Annotated in this window: 12 protein-coding genes; 8 read left to right on the top strand and 4 right to left on the bottom strand. The window is 70.4% G+C overall.

Features of this window, described 5'->3' with window-relative positions:
• Nucleotides 1-124: 124 nt before the first annotated feature.
• The 3 genes from sigJ (at nt 125) to AB0I69_RS03000 (ending at nt 3,139) form a co-directional block, all read left to right on the top strand.
• Complete coding sequence (gene sigJ / locus AB0I69_RS03010; protein ID WP_363093732.1) at nt 125-1,066, top strand: RNA polymerase sigma factor SigJ; 942 nt, start codon at nt 125-127, stop codon at nt 1,064-1,066.
• Entirely contained in the window at nt 1,063-2,529 is a 1,467-nt protein-coding gene (locus AB0I69_RS03005; protein ID WP_363093731.1) for a cytochrome bc complex cytochrome b subunit, read from the top strand. Before sigJ ends, AB0I69_RS03005 begins: the two co-directional genes overlap by 4 nt.
• Before the next feature lie 94 nt (nt 2,530-2,623).
• Nucleotides 2,624-3,139, top strand: coding sequence for a hypothetical protein (locus AB0I69_RS03000; RefSeq protein WP_363093730.1), 516 nt, complete (start codon nt 2,624-2,626; stop codon nt 3,137-3,139).
• Between the two features lie 33 nt (nt 3,140-3,172).
• On the opposite strand, the gene AB0I69_RS02995 is transcribed toward AB0I69_RS03000, so the two are convergent.
• Nucleotides 3,173-5,419: a glycoside hydrolase family 9 protein gene (locus AB0I69_RS02995; RefSeq protein ID WP_363093729.1), complete on the bottom strand. Its 2,247-nt coding sequence runs from the start codon at nt 5,417-5,419 to the stop codon at nt 3,173-3,175.
• A 152-nt stretch (nt 5,420-5,571) separates the two neighbouring features.
• Nucleotides 5,572-8,670 (bottom strand): glycoside hydrolase family 2 TIM barrel-domain containing protein, encoded by a 3,099-nt coding sequence (locus tag AB0I69_RS02990; protein ID WP_363093728.1) that lies wholly within the window; start codon nt 8,668-8,670, stop codon nt 5,572-5,574.
• 256 nt (nt 8,671-8,926) lie between these two features.
• Between AB0I69_RS02990 and AB0I69_RS02985 the strand changes: the two genes are divergently transcribed.
• Nucleotides 8,927-11,302, top strand: coding sequence for a SpoIIE family protein phosphatase (locus AB0I69_RS02985; protein WP_363093727.1), 2,376 nt, complete (start codon nt 8,927-8,929; stop codon nt 11,300-11,302).
• Between the two features lie 25 nt (nt 11,303-11,327).
• On the opposite strand, the gene AB0I69_RS02980 is transcribed toward AB0I69_RS02985, so the two are convergent.
• Nucleotides 11,328-11,879, bottom strand: a complete 552-nt coding sequence (locus tag AB0I69_RS02980; RefSeq protein ID WP_363093726.1) for an RNA polymerase sigma factor — start codon at nt 11,877-11,879, stop codon at nt 11,328-11,330.
• 46 nt (nt 11,880-11,925) lie between these two features.
• Between AB0I69_RS02980 and AB0I69_RS02975 the strand changes: the two genes are divergently transcribed.
• The 4 genes from AB0I69_RS02975 to AB0I69_RS02960 all read left to right on the top strand — a co-directional run bounded on the left by AB0I69_RS02975 (nt 11,926) and on the right by AB0I69_RS02960 (nt 15,990).
• Entirely contained in the window at nt 11,926-13,308 is a 1,383-nt protein-coding gene (locus AB0I69_RS02975; RefSeq protein WP_363093725.1) for a serine/threonine-protein kinase, read from the top strand.
• Between the two features lie 149 nt (nt 13,309-13,457).
• Complete coding sequence (locus tag AB0I69_RS02970) at nt 13,458-14,159, top strand: DUF4232 domain-containing protein (protein WP_363093724.1); 702 nt, start codon at nt 13,458-13,460, stop codon at nt 14,157-14,159.
• Nucleotides 14,160-14,231: 72 nt separating this feature from the next.
• Nucleotides 14,232-15,482, top strand: coding sequence for an arsenic transporter (locus tag AB0I69_RS02965; RefSeq protein WP_363094158.1), 1,251 nt, complete (start codon nt 14,232-14,234; stop codon nt 15,480-15,482).
• 16 nt (nt 15,483-15,498) lie between these two features.
• Nucleotides 15,499-15,990: a universal stress protein gene (locus AB0I69_RS02960; protein ID WP_363093723.1), complete on the top strand. Its 492-nt coding sequence runs from the start codon at nt 15,499-15,501 to the stop codon at nt 15,988-15,990.
• Nucleotides 15,991-15,993: 3 nt separating this feature from the next.
• Here AB0I69_RS02960 and AB0I69_RS02955 read toward each other — a convergent pair whose 3' ends face one another.
• Nucleotides 15,994-17,793 (bottom strand): ricin-type beta-trefoil lectin domain protein, encoded by a 1,800-nt coding sequence (locus AB0I69_RS02955; protein ID WP_363093722.1) that lies wholly within the window; start codon nt 17,791-17,793, stop codon nt 15,994-15,996.
• Between the last annotated feature and the right edge of the window lie 318 nt (nt 17,794-18,111).

The following is an 18,111-nucleotide window of genomic DNA, read 5'->3' as shown; positions in this document are numbered from 1 at the left end:
ACGGTCGACGGGTGTGACACGGCACGAATTTCCCGAGACCTACGTCACATTCAGGCCGTCTGCTGTCACATTCCGCACCTCGCCGCCCCTCGCAGTAGTGAGCACGCACTGGGGAGGCGCATACATGTCCGAGATCTCCGAGATCGCTGTCACCGATGAGGCGACCACTGTCTTCATGGACCATCGGGAGCTGCTGTTCGGCCTTGTCTACAACATGCTGGGCAGCGTCGCCGACACCGACGACGTCCTCCAGGAGACCTGGCTGTCCTGGACATCGCGCGCCCGGCGCTCACCGCTCGACACCATCACCAACCAGCGCGCCTATCTCGTCCGCATCGCCGTCAACCACGCGCTCCAGCGCCGTGCCACGATCAGCCGCCGCCGTGAGACGTACGTCGGCCCGTGGCTGCCGGAGCCGTTGGTCGACCAGCCCGCCGACGACGATCCCGTGGATCCCGCCCTGCGCGCCGAGTCCGTGTCGCTGGCCATGCTGGTCGTCCTGGAGTCGCTGAGCCCGCTGGAGCGCGCGGTCTTCGTCCTCAACGAGGTCTTCGGGTACGCCCACACCGAGATCGCGGACATCATCGACCGCACCCCGGCGGCCGTACGACAACTCGCGCATCGCGCGCGGGCCCATGTGCACGCGCGTCGGCCGCTTTACGAGGCGCATCCCCGGGTGCGGCGGGAGGCGACCGAGCGGTTCGTGCGGGCCGCGATCGGCGGGGACATCGCCTCGCTGATGGAGATCCTCGCGCCGGACGTCACGGTGTGGACCGACAGCGGGGGCAACCGGAAGCCGGCGGGGCTGCGCCCGGTGCACGGACGGGACAAGGCCGTCCGGCTCATCAACTCGTTCGCGACCGGACGCCGCGGCCCCCAGGACCTGGAGCTGCGCTACCGGCGGGTCAACGGCGACGACGCGGCCGTGCTGTTCGAGGGCGACTCGCCGTACGCGGTGATGGTCATGGACCTCACGCCCGAGGGCGACCAGGTGTCCGGGGTCTACATCGTGACCAACCCGGAGAAGCTCACGCACGTGCACAAGGACGAGGAGGACGACCAGTGACCGGCACCGCCGACCCCTCGCGGGGCGAACGCGTCGCCGACTGGTTCGACGGCCGCCTCGGCATCCGCACCCTCGGCAAGCGGTATCTGCGCAAGGTGTTCCCGGACCACTGGTCGTTCCTGCTCGGCGAGATCTGCCTGTACAGCTTCGTGGTGCTGATCCTCACGGGCGTGTATCTCACCCTGTTCTTCCATCCGTCGATGAACGAGGTGACGTACCACGGGAGTTACGTCCCCCTGAACGGCATCCGGATGTCCGACGCCTACGCCTCGACGCTGCACCTCAGCTTCGACGTTCGGGGCGGGCTGCTGGTCCGGCAGTTGCACCACTGGGCGGCTCTGGTGTTCATCGCCGCGATGCTGACGCACATGATGCGGCACTTCTTCACGGGGTCGTTCCGCAAGCCGCGCGAGCTCAACTGGCTTTTCGGCTGGACCCTGTTGTTCCTCGGTCTGTTCGAGGGCCTCTTCGGCTACTCACTCCCGGACGACCTGCTGTCGGGCACGGGCATGCGCTTCGTCGACGGAGCACTGCTGTCGGTGCCGATCGTGGGGACGTACCTCTCGATGTTCCTGTTCGGCGGCGAGTACCCCGGCCACGACATCGTGTCCCGCTTCTACTCACTGCACGTCCTGCTGATCCCCGGCATCATGGCGGCGCTGGTGGTCGTCCACATCCTCCTGGTCGTCTACCACAAGCACACCCAGTTCGCGGGCCCCGGCCGCACCGAACGCAACGTGGTGGGCGCCCCGTTCATGCCCGTGTACCTCGCGAAGGCGGGCGGCTTCTTCTTCTTGGTCTTCGGCGCGCTCACCCTGGTCGCGGCGGTGGCATCGATCAACCCGGTCTGGTCCTACGGCCCTTACCGCGCCGACCAGGTCTCGACGGGCGCCCAGCCGGACTGGTACCTGGGCTTCGCGGAGGGCCTGGTCCGTGTCATGCCGGGATGGGAAGTCACGCTGTGGGGACACACGTTGGTCCTGGGGGTGCTGATCCCGATCGTGGTCTTCCCGCTCCTGCTGGTCTTCATCGGCGTGTACCCGTTCCTGGAATCCCGGCGGACCGGCGACAAGCGAGAGCATCACCTCCTGGACCGCCCCCGCAACCGCCCGAACCGCACGGGCATCGGGGTGGCCTGGATCAGCCTGTACCTGGTCCTGCTCGCCGGCGGCGGCAACGACATCGTGGCGACGCGCCTCCATCTGTCGATCAACACGGTGACGTGGCTGGTGCGGGTGGCGGTGTTCGCCGTCCCGGCCATCGCGTTCGTCGTGACCCGCCGTATCTGCCTGGGCCTCCAACTCCGAGACAGGGAACTGGTGTTGCACGGCCGCGAGACGGGTGTCATCAAGCGCCTGCCGCACGGCGAGTACGTGGAGGTGCACCAGCCACTCAGCCAGGCCGAACTCCACACCCTGACCGCGCACAAGCGCCCGCAGGAACTCGTGGAGCGCGAACCCTAGGGCCAGTCGCCGGGCCGGAGCGTTGTCACCGGAAGTCGGTCACCACTAGGTTCGAGCCGCCGATGTTCGGGCGACGGGGAAATCGGGGCTTGAGGTGGCACTGCTGGACACACTGGTGACAACGGGGGCCGGGGCGCTGTCCGCCACGGTAGGCGTCCTGGTCGGGGGCATCGTCACGCACCGGGCCCAGGACCGTCAGTGGCTGCGGGACAAGCAGTTGCTCGCCTACCAGGAACTGATCAGCCACTACGCAAAGTTCACGATGGTCATCAGCCGCGCCCATGCCGGCCGCCAGGGCTGGGACTACGACTGGAGCGAGTGGAGCGCGGCCCTGACCCGTGCCAGTCTGGTCGCGCCCGCGGCTGTCGCGGTGGAGATCGACAACTTCGGCAAGGCCGTCGGGGAGTTCCTCGACCAGGCGGCCCGTGACCCGGCACGCGACCCGACGAGCGACCCGTTGAGCCAGGAGGAGTTCTCCCGAGCCAACAGGGCGCCCGCCCAGGCGCAGGTGCGGTTGGTCAACGCCATACGACGCTCACTGAGCAAAGACCAGAAGGCACTGCCCTTCTGGATAGGCGGATCTCTCGCCGGCAGTACCGAAGACATCTGACGCGTGACTTCGGCAGACCTGCCCATGCGCTGGTCATCCCTGATCCGCCGCGAACGACGCCATCCACGCCAACGCCGCGTTCCAGTTCACCGCCGTCTCGTTCGTCGACCACGACTGGATGTCGTCGATGTAGCAGAACTGCCCTACGCAGCCCGTGAGTTTGCTCTGCGCATAGGGGTCCTGGATGGATGAGTTGGCGCCACCGGCCAGGGTCCCTCTCGGTGGGTTCGGGAGGTTCGGGTCGAGCTCGTGGGCGTACCAACGGCTGTGTTCGTTGTGGGAGTTGGCCTCGCCGTAACCGGTGACGTACGACATGTTGAGGGCGTTGCGGCCGAGGATGTAGTCCATGCTCTGGAGTGCGCCGTCGCGGTACTTCGCGGCGCCGGTGAGGTCGTACGCGGTGGCGATGACGTGCGCGTTGTTGAGGATCTGGCTGTTGGAGCCCCAGTCGTAGAGGTTGCCGGGCGGTGCGTACGGCATGCCGTACGGCTGCGTTCGTAGCGTGGCCAGGTAGGTGTTCGCGCCCTCGATCACCGAGCGGCGCACCGCGTCCCTGCCGGGCAGCCTGCTGGGGACGGTCGCGAGGTCGAGTCGGCCCAGTGCCGCGGTGCGGGCCCAGTCGAAGCCGAGGCTGCCGAAGATGTCCGCGGTGTTGAGCGGGGAGTTGACGATGTAGTCCGCGAACTGCCGTTCTCCCGTGGTGAGATACAGCTCGGCAGCCGCCCAGTAGAACTCGTCGGTCGCGTTGTCGTCGGGGTAGGCGCCGCCGCCGGTACCGTCGTTCGGGTCCGGGTACACCGAGGGGTGTGCGACCGCCGCCGACCACGCCTTGCGCGCCGCCTTCAGTGCCTTCGCCGCGAACTCCCTGTCGTAGGGGCGGTACAGGCGGGCCGCCTGCGCCGCCGTCGCCGCGAGGTTGAGCGTCGCCTGCGTGGTCGGTGGGTGCAGCTCACGTTTCTGGGGGTCCTGGCTCGGCAGCAGCGGGAGCCCGGTCCACTGTGCGTCATGGACTTTGTCGTGCGCCATGCCGGCCAGCGGCTGCCCGTCCGGCACCTGCATCTTCAGCAGGAACTCCAGCTCCCAGCGGGCCTCGTCGAGCACGTCCGGCACCTTGTTGCCGCTCTCCGGGATGGCCAGCGTCCCGTCGCGGAGCCTGGCCGGCTGACCGGTGCGGGCCAGCAGTGAGCGTTCGTAGGTGCTCAGCACCTCCCAGGTGGAAATACCGCCGTTGACGACGTACTTGCCGTGGTCCCCCGCGTCGTACCAGCCGCCTGTCACGTCAAGTGTGTAGTCGCACAGGCCGGGTTGGCAGGGCACGTTGGCGTCGCCCTGGTTGGGGGCGACGTTCAGGTGACCGGCCGGGCGGGCGTAGCCGGGGCGCAGGTCGTCGCGTATCCCGATGCCGCTGCGCTGGGTGTAGTAGTACTTCAGCGAGTCGAGGCGCAGTTGTTCGTAGTCGCTCGTGCCGATGTCGAACGGGCGGCTCGCCTCCCCGTCGGCCACCAGCGTGAAGCCCTCGCCGCCGCGCCCCTTGTAGATACCGAAGTCGATCGACTGGACGTTCTGCCCGGAGGCCACGTCGGTGCCGCGCGGCACGGTCCGCCCGTGTGCGACCACCGCACCCGCCGCGTTCTTCAACTGCCAGGGCAGCACGGACGTCGACGCGGTCACCAGCGTCGCGTTCTTCGGTCCACGGGGCAGATAGGCGACCTGGTTCACCCGCACACGCGGACCGGTGTCCGGCTGGTACACCTCCGGCGGCACCCCGCCCAACAGCGACACGTCGTCCATGCAGAAGTGCCAGGCGTCCGTGCTTCCGCCGAGCTGGAAGGCGACCTGCCCCTGTGTGGTGTCGACGGGTGAAGTGAACGTGTACGCATAGGAGTTGCCCGACACGCTCAGCTCGGGACTGACGTCGTAGTAGGTGTCGTAGGGCGACACCGACAGTCCTACGATGGCCCGTGCCACGTGCCCCTCGGGCGAACCGGACGCTGTGAAGGCGAACTTGTACGACTCGCCCTTCACCAGGGTGATGTCGTTCTGGCCGACGGCGGCGTCCCACGGGTTCGTCGTGCCGCCCGGCACGTCCGCGCAGAGCTGCCCGTCGGACAGGCCCGGGGTGACGTTGCCGGTCGTCCACCAGGGTGCGGTGGTGGTGTCGAAGGTGCCGTTCTTGAGCTGCTCGACCTCGTCGGCCCCGGCCGGGCCGGCCGGCAGGGTGGCGAGGGCCGCCGCGAGGAGGGTCGCGGCGGCGAGCAGGGTCGTTCTGCGTCGTTTCACGTCTGGGCTCCTCTGGGAGGTGGGGGCGCGCTGCGGTGGTACGTGCGATGGGAGCGCTCCCAGATGCGGACGCAGGCCATGCTGTTCGAGACATGACATCCCGTCAACGGTCCGGACAGGCCAGATTCCCGTCCGGACCGAGGGCGGGTCGCCTATCCGGCCGGTGCCTCCAACTTGCTGATCCGCACCGCCCCTTGGGCCACCCCGGGATGAGCGCTCGTCAGCGCGAGCCGAAGCCGGGAGCCGCGCACGGCGTCGAAGGCGACGACGGTCGGACTGTCCGAGGCCGTGGCCCAGTCGACGACAGCCCCCTCCACCGGCACCCAGTCACGGCCGTCCCACACCGCGACCGCGACCGCCGCGGGCAGACTGTGCGTCGCGTCCACCGTGAACGACACCTCCACCCGGTCGAAGGAACGCCCCCTCCCCCAGTCCACCGACACCCAGTCCTTCTCCCGCGCACCATTGAAGGCCGGCAGCAGGGCCGTCGCCGACTTCGCGAAGGCGTTGGACCAGCCGGTCGCCGGGTCACCGTCGAGCATGGCGGCGGGGAGTGTGTCGGGGCGGCCGGAGTAACTCGCGTCGGCGTACGGGTAGTTGAGCGGCGCAGGGTGATCGGCCTCGAATCGCGGCGCCGGAGTCAGGGCACCGCCCCGGGCAGGTGCCGTCCGTACGGTCACCGTGCCGGTCCGCAGCCCCTCCGCCCGCGCCGTCACCTTCAGCGAGCCCGCCGCCGTACCGGACCGCACGATCGCAAGCGCCTTGCCGTGGAAGGCCGTTCGCGTACTCGCCTGGTAGCGCTCGGCGCTCTCCTCCCGCCCGTTGTCCAGCCCGGCCAGTGACCCGCCCGTCACGTCGAAGGCGATCAGGGGCTCGGCGTCCGGCAGTACGACACCGTGGGCGTCGACGACCTCCGCGGTCACGAAGACCAGCGAACGGCCGTCGGCGGCAAGGGAGTTGCGGTCGGCCGTGAGGCGTAGGGCGTGCGCGGCTCCGGCCGTACGCAGCACATCCGTGGCAACCTTCTTGCCGCCGCTGCTCGCCACCGCCTTCAACTCGCCCGGCTCGTACGGCACTTTCCAGCCGAGGTGGAGTTTGCCCGTGCTGCCGTTCGGGCTGGTGTAACTCCCCGGGTAGGGGCCGGTGGTGAAGGTCTTGTCGTCACCGGTGGCCTCGGTGGTCTCCAGGTAGGTGCGGCCGTCGGTGGTCTTCTTGGTGTCGAACGACCGTGTCCCGAGGGACTTTCCGTTGAGGAACAGCTCGACGGTGTCGACGTTGGCGTACGCCCACACCTCCACCGTGTCGCCCGGCTCGTGGTTCCAACTCATGGGCACCAGATGGACCATGGGCTCGCGGACCCACTGGCTGCGGAAGAGGTGGTACATGTCCTTCGGGAAGCCGGCCGTGTCCACCGCGCCGAAGAAGGACGCCTTGACCGGGAAGACGTCGTACGGCGTCGGCTCCCCGATGTAGTCGATGCCCGACCACAGGAACTGGCCCGCGAACCACTTCCGGTCCCGGTCCTTCTTGTGTCCGTACTCGCCGCTCATCGTCCAGGAGGCGAGGTTGTTGTCGTAGGACGAGGTGTCGCGTCGGCCCGGGGTGTGGTTCTCGCCGGTGTTCAGGTGCTCCGGCTCCTGGTAGGCGCCGCGTGTCGAGGTCTCCGAGGAGGACTCCGACTCGAAGAGGAACAGGTGCGGATAGGCCGCGTGCAGGCCGTCGACCGACTTGGCGGTGTTGTAGTTGAGGCCGAGTCCGTCGAGCTTGGCGAGCATGAGGTCGGCCGCGGAGCCCTTGGCGGGCACACCGTGGTACTTGTTCGAGCCGATGACCACCGGCCGGGTGTCGTCCGCCGCCTTGATCGCGCCGATGATGCGGTCGGCCATCGCCAGCCCGGCGGTGGAGGTGGAGTCGGGGATCTCGTTGCCGATGGACCACAGCACCACGGCGGGCGAGTTGCGGGCGGCGAGGACCATCTCGGTGGCGTCGCGCTCGCACCAGTCGTCGAAGAACCGGTGGTAGTCGTAGGTCGTCTTGCCGGTGTGCCAGCAGTCGAAGGCCTCGACCATCATCACGATGCCCAACTCCTCGCAGGCCTGGATGATTTGGGGTGAGGGCGGGTTGTGGGAGGTGCGGAAGGCGTTGACGCCCATCGACTTCATGATGCTCAACTGCCTGCGTACGGCGTCGAGGCTGATCGCGGACCCGAGGGCGCCCTGGTCGTGGTGGAGGTCGACGCCCTTGATCTTGGTGTGGGCACCGTTGAGGGAGAAGCCCTCGTCCGGGTCGAAGCGGTAGGTGCGGATGCCGAAGGGGGTGCGGTAGGTGTCGACCGTCCTACCGCCCACGCGCAGTTCGGTCTCCAGGGTGTAGCGGTGGTCCGGGGTCTCGATGTCCCACAACTTCGGCTCGGGGACGGCGAGTTCATGGGGTTCGGTGCTGCGGTCGGCGACGGTGACCGTGGAGGCGGCGCGGGCCACCGTGCGGCCGGCGGGGTCGACGACCCGCGATCTGACCTCGACCTCGCTCGGGGCACCCGACTCGTTCACCACGGACGTCCGGACCCGCACGACGGCTCGCTCGGCCGTGATGTCCGGGGTCGTGACGTAGGTCCCCCAGCGTTCGACGTGCACCGGCTCGGTGACGACGAGGCGGGCCTCGCGGTAGATGCCGCTGCCCGAGTACCAGCGGCTGCTGGGGAGTTGGTTCCGTACCTGCACCGCTACGACGTTCTCCGTGCTGCCGTCGAGGTGCACCCGGTCGGTGAGGTCGAAGGCGAACCCCGTGTATCCGTAGGGGTGTTGGCCGACCTGCGTGCCGTTGCAGTAGACGTACGAGTCCATGTAGACGCCGTCGAACTCCACCGAGATCCGCTTGCCCGCGAAGGCCGGCGGCAGGGTGAAGGCGATCCGGTACCAGCCGAGGCCGCCGGGGAAGAAGCCGGTGCCGCTGGTCGTGCCGTTCGCCGTGGTGGGGGTCTGTTCGATGCTCCAGTCGTGCGGGACCGCGACCTCGCGCCAGGCCGAGTCGTCGTAGCCCGGTGCGGCGGCCTCGGCGTAGGCACCGGTCGGGTCGGTGATCCCGCCCGGATTGACCAGCGCGAAGCGCCAGCCGTCCCGCAGCGGGACCGTGTGGCGGCCGGACGCGCCCGTGGTGGCTCCGGCGGCGCGTGCGGCCGGGGTGGTCAGGAGTGATGCGGCCGTCGGCGCGGCCGTAGAGGCGATCAAAACCGATCTGCGAGTGACCGTCATGGCGGCTCTCCCTCATCAGGGCCCAGAAGTACTCACAACTGATCGTGACCAAACAGATTCTGACGGGGTGCCACACCGGGCCGTCAAGGGTGCGGGGGCGGGCTTCTGCCGCATGCGCCACTTCGACCGGATTTCCCCCTTGACCACCGGTACCTGCGGCCGTGGGGGTTCCCGTCCGCGCGGCGGCGTGACGCACTAGGCTGGAACGCAAGTGGCGGGTCTGTTCACTGTGAGTGCGCGCGATGGAGTGGCGACGATGAGTCCGGTCTACCCGTTCGACGATGCCGCGACGGCGCGGGTTGTCATCGACGATGCCGGAACTCTGGTGGAGTGGAACGACGGGGCCCGGCGGCTCCTCGGCCACACCGCGGACGAGGTCGTGGGCCACCCGGCCGTGCTGCTGCTGGCCGGTGGCGACGAGGCGCTGCCCGAGATCACGGGCGCCCGCTGGGACGGGACGGTCACGTTGCGCCACCGGGACGGCAGCGCCGTTTCCGTGTGGCTGCTGGCCCACCACCGGCGTCCGCGGGACGGCGGCCCGGGCGACTGGCTCGTCGTGACACCGCTGGAGGGCGGCGCTCCCCGCACCGCCGAGGACCCTCTCGCGACCGCGGCGCTGACCCAGTCGCCGTGTGCCGTCGCGGTCTACGACGAGCGGCTCCGGCTGAACCGGGTCAACGACGCGATGGCCGACGTGATCGGTCTGCCCGAGGAGCGCATCCAGGGCCTGCGGATCACCGAGATCGGCGGGAAGGCGCAGAGCGCGGAGCTGGAGCAGTACATGCTCCGCGTGCTCACCTCCGGCACCGCCCAGGACTTCCAGATCTACATGCGCACCGGCGGCGAGGACGCCGCGCACGCGTGGCTGGCCCGGATGGCGCCGATCACCGACGCCGAGGGACGGGTGCGGGGCGTGTGTCTGGCCGCGCACGACTTCACCGAGAACTACCTGGCGCGGGAGCGACTGCAGCTCGTCAACGAGGCGAGCGTGCGCATCGGCACCACCCTCGACGTCACCCGTACGGCCCAGGAGCTGGCGGACGTCTGTGTGCCGGCGCTGGCCGACTTCGTCAGCATCGATCTGTTGGACCCGCAGGAGCACGGCGGTGAGCCCCCGACGGCGATCATCGCGCCGGTCGGACTGCGCCGGGCCGCGCACCAGTCGGTGCAGCAGGGCAGCCCGGAGGCCGTCGCCAAGCCCGGTCAGCTCAACCTGTACCCGGAGCAGTCCCCGCAGGCCGACGCGCTGGTCGCGGGCCGCACGCTCGTCGCCTCGGGCCGGGCCCTGGAACTCTGGCTCGCCTGGGACAAAACCCGCACCCGGCGCGTCGAGGAGTACGGCATCCACTCCTCGATGGCCGTGCCCATCCAGGCCCGCGGCGTCACCCTCGGCGTGGCCGTCCTCACCCGGTACCGGCGCATCGACCCTTTCACCGACGACGACGTGCTGCTGGCCGAGGAGGTCACGGCCCGTGCCGCCGTCTGCATCGACAACGCCCGCCGCTTCTCCCGCGAACGCGAGACCGCGCTGGCCCTCCAGCGCAGCCTGCTCCCCCGCAAACTGCCGCGCACGGCCGCTCTGGAAGCGGCCTCGCGCTATCTGCCGGCGGCGCGCGCGGGGGTCGGGGGCGACTGGTTCGACGTGATCCCGCTGTCCGGGATGCGGGTCGCCATGGTCGTCGGCGACGTCGTGGGCCACGGCATCCAGGCCTCCGCCACCATGGGCCGGCTGCGCACTGCCGTCCGCACCCTCGCCGACATCGACCTGGCCCCCGACGAGCTGCTGACCCACCTCGACGACCTCGTCGTACGGCTGTCCGCGGAGGCCGGCGGCGAGGGCAGTCCGGGCGAGGTGGGCGCGACCTGCCTGTACGCGGTGTACGACCCGGTGTCCCGGCGCTGCACGCTGGCCCGCGCCGGGCATCCGCCGCCGGTCATGATCCGGCCGGGCGGTCCGCCCGAGCAGGTCGACCTGCCCGCGGGGCCGCCGCTGGGCCTGGGCGGGCTGCCCTTCGAGTCGACCGAGTTCGAGCTGCCCGAGGGCACCGTGCTCGCGCTGTACACCGACGGGCTGATCGAGAACCGGGACCGGGACCTCGACGTCAGTCAACGGCTGCTGTTCGACGCCCTGTACGCCCCCTCGGACTCCCTGGACGAGACCTGCGACCGGATCCTGCACGCCGTGCTCCCGGTCGGCGGCGCGGCCGACGACGTGGCGCTGCTGCTGGCCCGCACCCAGGGGCTGCCCGCCGAGCAGGTCGCGACCTGGGACATCCCCGCCGACCCGTCGCTCGTCGCCCCGATCCGCAAACAGGTCGTGGAGCAGCTCGACACCTGGAACATGAGCGAGGCCGGGTTCACGGCCGAGCTGGTGGTGAGCGAGCTGGTCACCAACGCCATCCGCTACGGCGCGCACCCCATCCGGCTCCGGCTGATCCATGACGCGGCCACGCTGATCTGCGAGGTGTCCGACACCAACCACACGGCCCCGCACCTGCGCCGCGCCAAGACCTGGGACGAGGGCGGGCGCGGGCTGCTGCTGGTCGCGCAGCTCACCCAACGCTGGGGCAGCCGGCACACGGCCGACGGCAAGACGATCTGGGCGGAACTTTCCCTCTTCGACGAGATCTGAGCCGTATCAGGAGAGGCCGGTCGGCTCAGGAGAGGTCGGTCAGCCAGGGCCTGACCTGGCGGCGGGCCTCGTGCAGCCGGGACTTGAGGGTGCCGAGCGGGATACCGATCCGCTCGGCGATGTCGGCGTACTCCAGGTTGCAGATGTCCCGGTAGACCAGCGGCGCGACGAGGTGCGGCTGCTCCCGCTCAAGGCGCTCCAGCGCCTCCAGGAGGTCGATCTTCGAACCGGCGATCACGCTCGTGGTGCGCGGGTCGACGTGCTGCGACACGTCGATCACGGCCGGCTGCTCGGCGGCCCGCCGCTTCAGCTCGCGGTACTTCTGCCGGGAACCGTTGGCGACCACCGTGTAGAGCCAGGTGCTGAAGAGGCTGCGGCCCTCGAACGTGCCGATCTTCCGGGCGACTTGCATCAGTACGTCCTGCGCCGCTTCCTCGGCGTCCTCGCGGCACGGCAGGAACCGCGCGCACCGCCGGAGCACCTCGGGTCCGATCGTCCGCAGCAGCTCGTCCAGGGCACCCGTGTCACCGGCCGCGGCCCGCCGCGCCAGTTCCTCGGTCCGTACCGTGTCCCGCACTGGATCCACTCCTCCGCCTCGATCTCCGAGCAGGCATGATAGTCCCATGCACTTCGTCGAACAGATCGGCCGCTACAGACTCGAACGCCGCCTGGGCACCGGCGCGTTCGGCACGGTCTGGCTCGCCCACGACGACGTGCTCGAAGCCCCGGTCGCCGTGAAGGTCCTCGCCGACAACTGGGCGCACCGCCTCGACATCCGCGAGCGCTTCCTGTCCGAGGCCCGGCTGCTGCGCAAGGCCGACTCGAACCGGGTGGTGCAGGTCTACGACATCGGTGAGCTGGCCGACGGACGGCCGTACTTCGTGATGGAGTACGCCGACGCCGGCACCCTCGCCGATCTGCTCACCGCGGGTCCGCTGCCCGTGCCCGAGGCGCTGCGGCTGACCGCGCTGGCCGCCCGGGGCGCCGCCGCGCTGCACAAGGCGGGGATCGTGCACCGGGACATCAAGCCGACGAACGTGCTGCTGCGTACCACCCCGGACGGCACCGGCCGGGTCCTGCTCGCCGACCTGGGCCTGGCCAAGAGCCTGGCGCACGGGTCGGGCCTCACCCTGGCCGCGGGTTCCGCGGGCTACCAGCCGCCGGAGCAGGCGCAGCCCGGGTTCGGCATCGACGAGCGCGCCGACGTGTACAGCCTGGGCGCGGTCGGCTACGAACTCGTCACCGGCACGGTTCCGGGGGCGCCCGGGCAGGTCGTACGGCCGGACCGGCTGCGGCCTGACCTGTCCCCCGACGTCCAGCGGGCCCTGCTGCGGGCGCTGGAACCTGACCGGGAGCGGCGCTGGCCGACGGCGCGCGCGTTCGCGGAGGAGCTGGAGCGGCTGGCGGCCGAGGCGGCCCCCGCGCGCAAGCAGCGCCAGTCGCACAGCCGGCACCGGGGAGTCGCGCTGATGGCGGGTCTGTTCGTCGTGGTGGCCGCCGGTGCGGCCGTCGCTGTGTTGAACTTGCCGTTCTCGTCCGGGAGTTCGGACCTGCGGGTCAAGGACAGCACCGGCCGGGTCGTGGCCGAGGTGCCCGCCGCATGGGGCCGCCAGCTGCGCGACTCGGGCTGGAATCCGCAGGCCCTCGGGCTGCAGGACGGGCACGAGCCGGGGCTGGCCGTCGCCGACGACCTGGCGAAGTGGCCGGACCTCTCGGCGGACGTGAACGGCGTGTTCATCGGCCTGAGCGAGCACGGCAGCGTGACGACCGAGGTGGACGGCATCACCCACTCCGGCTGCCACTACGACGGCAGCCACGCCTACTCAAGTGCGACCTGGCGCGGCACGACCCGTACCTGGAGCGACTGCTCGGGCGGTACGGGCACCCTCTCGGAGACCGCGCTGCGCATGGTCGGCGGCGCGGCGCAGCCCCAGGTGTACGTACAGATACGGCAGCACAGCGGAGACGCGACCGCGCGCATACTCCGCTCGCTGCGGGTCACCTGATCACTGTCGGAACAGAAGTCCCCGCCGGAGAGAATGACCGGCGATCCCACGAACTTTTCGGCGCGCACACGCATCGGATCTCTGTGACGGCGCATGAGGCGCGGTCAGCACGCCGAGGTGTGTGCGGTGAACTTCCAGGAGTGTTGAAGATGGCGAACACGTCCCAGTCCCTGCGCCGGGCGGCCCTGCTCGTGAGCGCGGTCGCCGTACTGGGCCTGACGACGGCCTGTGGCAACGGCAGCGGCACGGTGAGCAGCCCGCAGACCCAGTCGGGTACGGCCGCGCCCGCGGGCGGCGATCCCACGACCGACGGGGCCGGCACGCCGGCTTCCACGTCGGGCGGCACCGACACCGCCACCGGTTCGGACTCGACCTCCACCTCGTCGGGTACGTCCACCTCCACTTCCTCAGGCTCCGGCGTCACGAGCAGCAGCCGGTGCCACACCTCCGAGCTGAGCGCGAAGGTCGGCGGCAACGACCCGGGCGCCGGGCAGGAGAACTTCCCGATCGTCCTCACCAACGCGTCGGGCCGTACGTGCACGGTCCGCGGCTATCCCGGCGCCGCGTTCGTGAACGCGTCCGGCCAGCAGCTGGGCCCGGACCCGCAGCGCGAGTCGGGCAGCACCGTCACCACGGTCACGCTGAAGCCCGGCCAGAGCGCCTGGGCGGGCCTGACCTTCTCCAACCCGGAGATCAGCGGCGCGAAGACAGCGACTCCCACCACGCTGGTGGTGACCCCGCCCGACGAGAAGGACCCGCTGAAGGTGAAGTGGACGAACGGCACGGTGCCCGTGTCCGGCAACGCGTCCTCGGTGCGTCTGACGGTGTTCAGCGCGGGGACGGGCGCCTGACGACGGGATTCGGGCGGCGGCCTGGTTTCATGGGCGTGCACCACCGCTGATCGCGTCCCGGAGGACCGTCCCCTGAACACCCCGCTCGCCGAGACCCTGTCCGTCGTCCTGCTCGTCGCCGTCCTCGTATGGGCCGTCGTCCGTCCCTTCGGGTGGCCGGAGGCGGTGATGGCGGTCCCGGCCGCCGGGATCGCCGTGGCCACCGGGGCGATCTCGCTCGACCACGCGCGGGCCGAGGCCGAACAGCTCGGGCCGGTCGTCGGGTTCCTGGCCGCGGTCCTCGTGCTGGCCCACTTCTGCGATGTGGAGGGCCTGTTCAGGGCCTGCGGGGCGTGGATGGCGGAGTGGGCGAAGGGCAGTCCGAGCCGGCTGCTGACGGCGGTGTTCGCGCTGGCCTCGGCGATCACGGCCGTACTGAGTCTGGACGCGACGATCGTGCTGCTGACGCCGGTCGTGTTCGCGACGGCGTCCCGGATGGGGGTGCGTCCCAAGCCGCACGTCTACGCGTGCACGCATCTGTCGAACACCGCCTCGCTGCTGCTGCCGGTCTCCAACCTGACGAACCTCCTCGCCTTCGCGGCGAGCGGGCTGAGCTTCACCCGGTTCGCCGGGCTGATGGTGCTGCCCTGGCTGGTCGCGATCGGCGCCGAGTACCTGGTGTTCCGGAAGTTCTTCGCCCGTGACCTCGCGGCGGCGGCCCCCTCCCCGACCTCCGGCGACAAGCCCGAGCTGCCGGTGTTCGCGCTGGCGACCGTCGCCTGCACGCTGGCCGGGTTCGTGCTGACCTCGGCGATCGGCATCGACCCGGCGTGGGCCGCGCTGGCGGGCGCCCTCGTCCTCGCCGGCCGGGCACTGCTACGACGGCAGGCGACTCCGCTCACGGTCGTGCGGGCCGCCGCGCCGTCCTTCCTGGCGTTCGTGCTGGCCCTCGGGATCGTGGTCCGGGCGGTGGTGGACAACGGGCTCTCCGACGCACTCGGGCACGTCCTGCCCGGCGGGACCGGGATCGCGGCCCTGCTCGGGATCGCCGCGCTGGCCGCCGTACTGGCGAATCTCATCAACAACCTGCCCGCCGTGCTGGTCCTGCTGCCGCTGACCGCGCAGTCCGGGCCCGGGGCCGTGCTCGCCGTGCTGCTCGGGGTGAACATCGGGCCGAACCTGACCTACGCCGGTTCGCTCGCGACGCTGCTGTGGCGGCGGATCGTGCATCAGCACGAACACGGCGTGGATCTCAAGGAGTTCACGAAGCTGGGGCTGCTCGCCGTGCCGTCGGCACTCGTCCCGGCGACGGTGGCACTGTGGGTGTCGCTCCAGGTTCTCTGACACCGAGGGAGGCCGAATGCGTGTGATCGCCTGGCTGGTCGAGGGCACATGGCCCGCCTGTGTGGACGCCGTACGGACGCATGCGCCGGAGGCGGACGAGGTGGTGCTGCTGCATGTCAGCGGGCCGGACGTGCCCGGTGTCGCGCACGGGGCGTTCGCCGGGCTGCTCGGCCGGGGTGGTCCGCAGCGTGATCCCGGGACCCGGCTGGAGGATCTGGGCAGTACGTCGGCGGCGGAGCTGCTGGCGGCGGCGGCCGAGCGGCTGGGTCGGCCGTGCGTCCGGACGGAGCGGGCCGGGCGGGTCGAGCGGGAGGTGGTGGCCGCCGCCGGGGACGCCGATCTGCTGGTGCTGGCCCGCGACGGCGACCGGGCCCGGCTCGGCCCGCACAGTCTCGGGCCCGCCGTACGGTTCGCCGTCGATCACGCGCCCTGTCCGGTGCTGCTGGTGTGGCCGGAGGCGGCGCCGGGCATCTCGACCCTGCCGCCGCCACCGCCGCATCACCACTGAGGGTCAGTGGCCGTGCCCACCGCCGCCGTATCCGCCCCCGTATCCGCCGCCTCCGGACCAGCCGCCGCCCTGACCGTCGCCTGAGCAGTAGGACGGGTAGTAGTCGCAGTAGCCCGTGGTCGGGGACGACGTGGTCGGCGTGGACTGCGGGGTCGACGCGGTCGGAGTGGGCGTGGCCGTCGGCGTCTCCGAGGGCGTCGGGGCGGCCTTCTTGGTCGTGGGCGTCGGTGAGTCGGTGGTGTCGGTGTCCCAGTTGACGACCTGCATCTGGGGGTCTGCCTTCGAGGTGTCGAAGACCCAGCGCTGGGCCGAGTCGTCCGCCCGCGTCTTCAGCACGAGCGCGCCGCCGCCGTCGGTGGAGGCGGGGGTGAGCGCCTGGTCCTGGTTCCAGCGCGGTACGAGGATCCCCTGGAGGGTGAAGTCGTAGCGGATGTTCTTGGCGGTCGACGAGGACACGCCCGTGCAGGGGGCGAGTTGGACCTCGTAGGCGAGGTGCGAGTCGAGGCACAGGCCGGGGTCGGCGGTGCTGCGCAGCTGTCCGTCGGTCTCGTACGACCATTGCTGGCCGGCCGCCGAGGAGCAGGTCTGCAGTTCGGCCTCGGCGCCCTTGAGGGGCTTGTTGCCGACGATGCCGATGCAGAGGCCGGACTCGACGTTGTGCAGCCGGCCGCTGAGCGTGCCCTGGGTGGTGTCGTTCTTGCCGACCCAGGAGGGGTTGGCGGATTCCTTGCCGGTGCCGGAAGCGCCGGCGGCCTGGTTCCCGGTCGTGGTCTTCGCGCCGCCGGAGCCGCCGCTGGACCACAGGACGAGCGGGAGGACGACCAGTCCGCTGACGGTCAGCACGGCCACACCGAGGTTGCGGCGGCGGACGCGGCGGGCCGCCTTGTGGGCGGATCTGAGTTCGCCGCGGCGTGGACCGGCGTGCACGGCGATTTCGGTCGAGGCGGGCGGCACCTCGGCGGGCAGCGCGCGGCTGCCGGCCCTTACCTCCAGGTAGGCCCGCGCGCCCCAGCCGAGCACCGCTTCGGCCAGCGCGACGCCGAGCCCGGCGTTGAACTGGTTCAGCTGGTCGGCGGTGAACCGGCAGTGCTTGCAGACGGTGAGGTGCATGGCGAGGTCCGGGTCGACCTCCGCGCCACCGCGCCGGAAGGTGACGTCCAGCAGCCGGATGTACAGCTGGCACTCGTCGCTGGGGGCCAGTTCGCGATGGACCTGGAGGCACTCCTCGCGCAACCGCCCGACGGCGCGCCCGAGTTCGATACGGGCGCCCTCTTCGTCCAGGCCGACCAGTCCGGCCGCTATCGCGACGGGTTCGGACTCGACCTCCATGTGCCACAGCAGCGTGCGCGCCGACTGGGGCAGCCGCTGGAACGCCCGGGAGATCAGCCGCCGTTCGGGCACCGGCAGCAGCCGGGCCGCGATGCGGTCGCCGTCACCGGCCACCGAGCGCAGGTCCGGGTGGAGCATTTCCTGCCGGCGGTCGGTGTCCCATTCCCCGGCGATACGGCGCACGGTGACCAGAACCTGCGGCCGCCAGGCCGCGGTCGGTCCGGACTGCCGCAGGGATTCCCCGAAGAGCCGGGTGAATGCGGCCGTGGTGAGCATTCCGGCGTGGTGCGGTCCGTCGGTGCACAGCCGCGCATAGGCGTAGGCGGCTTCCCAGTGCCGGTCCAGCAGTTCGCCGACGGGTTGCAGCGCGGGCGATGTCCCCGTCCACTTCTTCAGCTCGGCGCTGAGCTGCTCGTCGGTCACTTCGAAGTGGTGAGCGGAAGTCGGGGAATTCGAGGGACCTGCGTCCTTCACGGCTGCATTCCTCCAGGTGAAACGCGGGATTCAGTCCATACCGGCGGGTATGGGACCGTGCCGACGAGCCGACAGGGCCTGCCCGTCCGATTGATGGCATCCCGAACGTCCGCCTGGGGAAGCTCTTTTGAAGCAAGGGGGGTGACGTACGGGAGCAGCCTCGGGCGCGCAGAGGGGAATCATCTATGTGTCCGCGCGCCGACAGGCACACCTTTGCACAGGTCAGCGAGGCGGAACAAGGGATCTCTCGGTTTTGTGCATTGCGGTCGGGCCCACGGAATTTGACGTTTCGTCAATCGGGTCCGTTATGGGATTGCC

This window comes from Streptomyces sp. NPDC050508, from assembly GCF_040655155.1.
In the GTDB taxonomy this organism is placed as follows: domain Bacteria; phylum Actinomycetota; class Actinomycetes; order Streptomycetales; family Streptomycetaceae; genus Streptomyces.
This window is presented reverse-complemented; position numbering and strand designations above follow the sequence as displayed.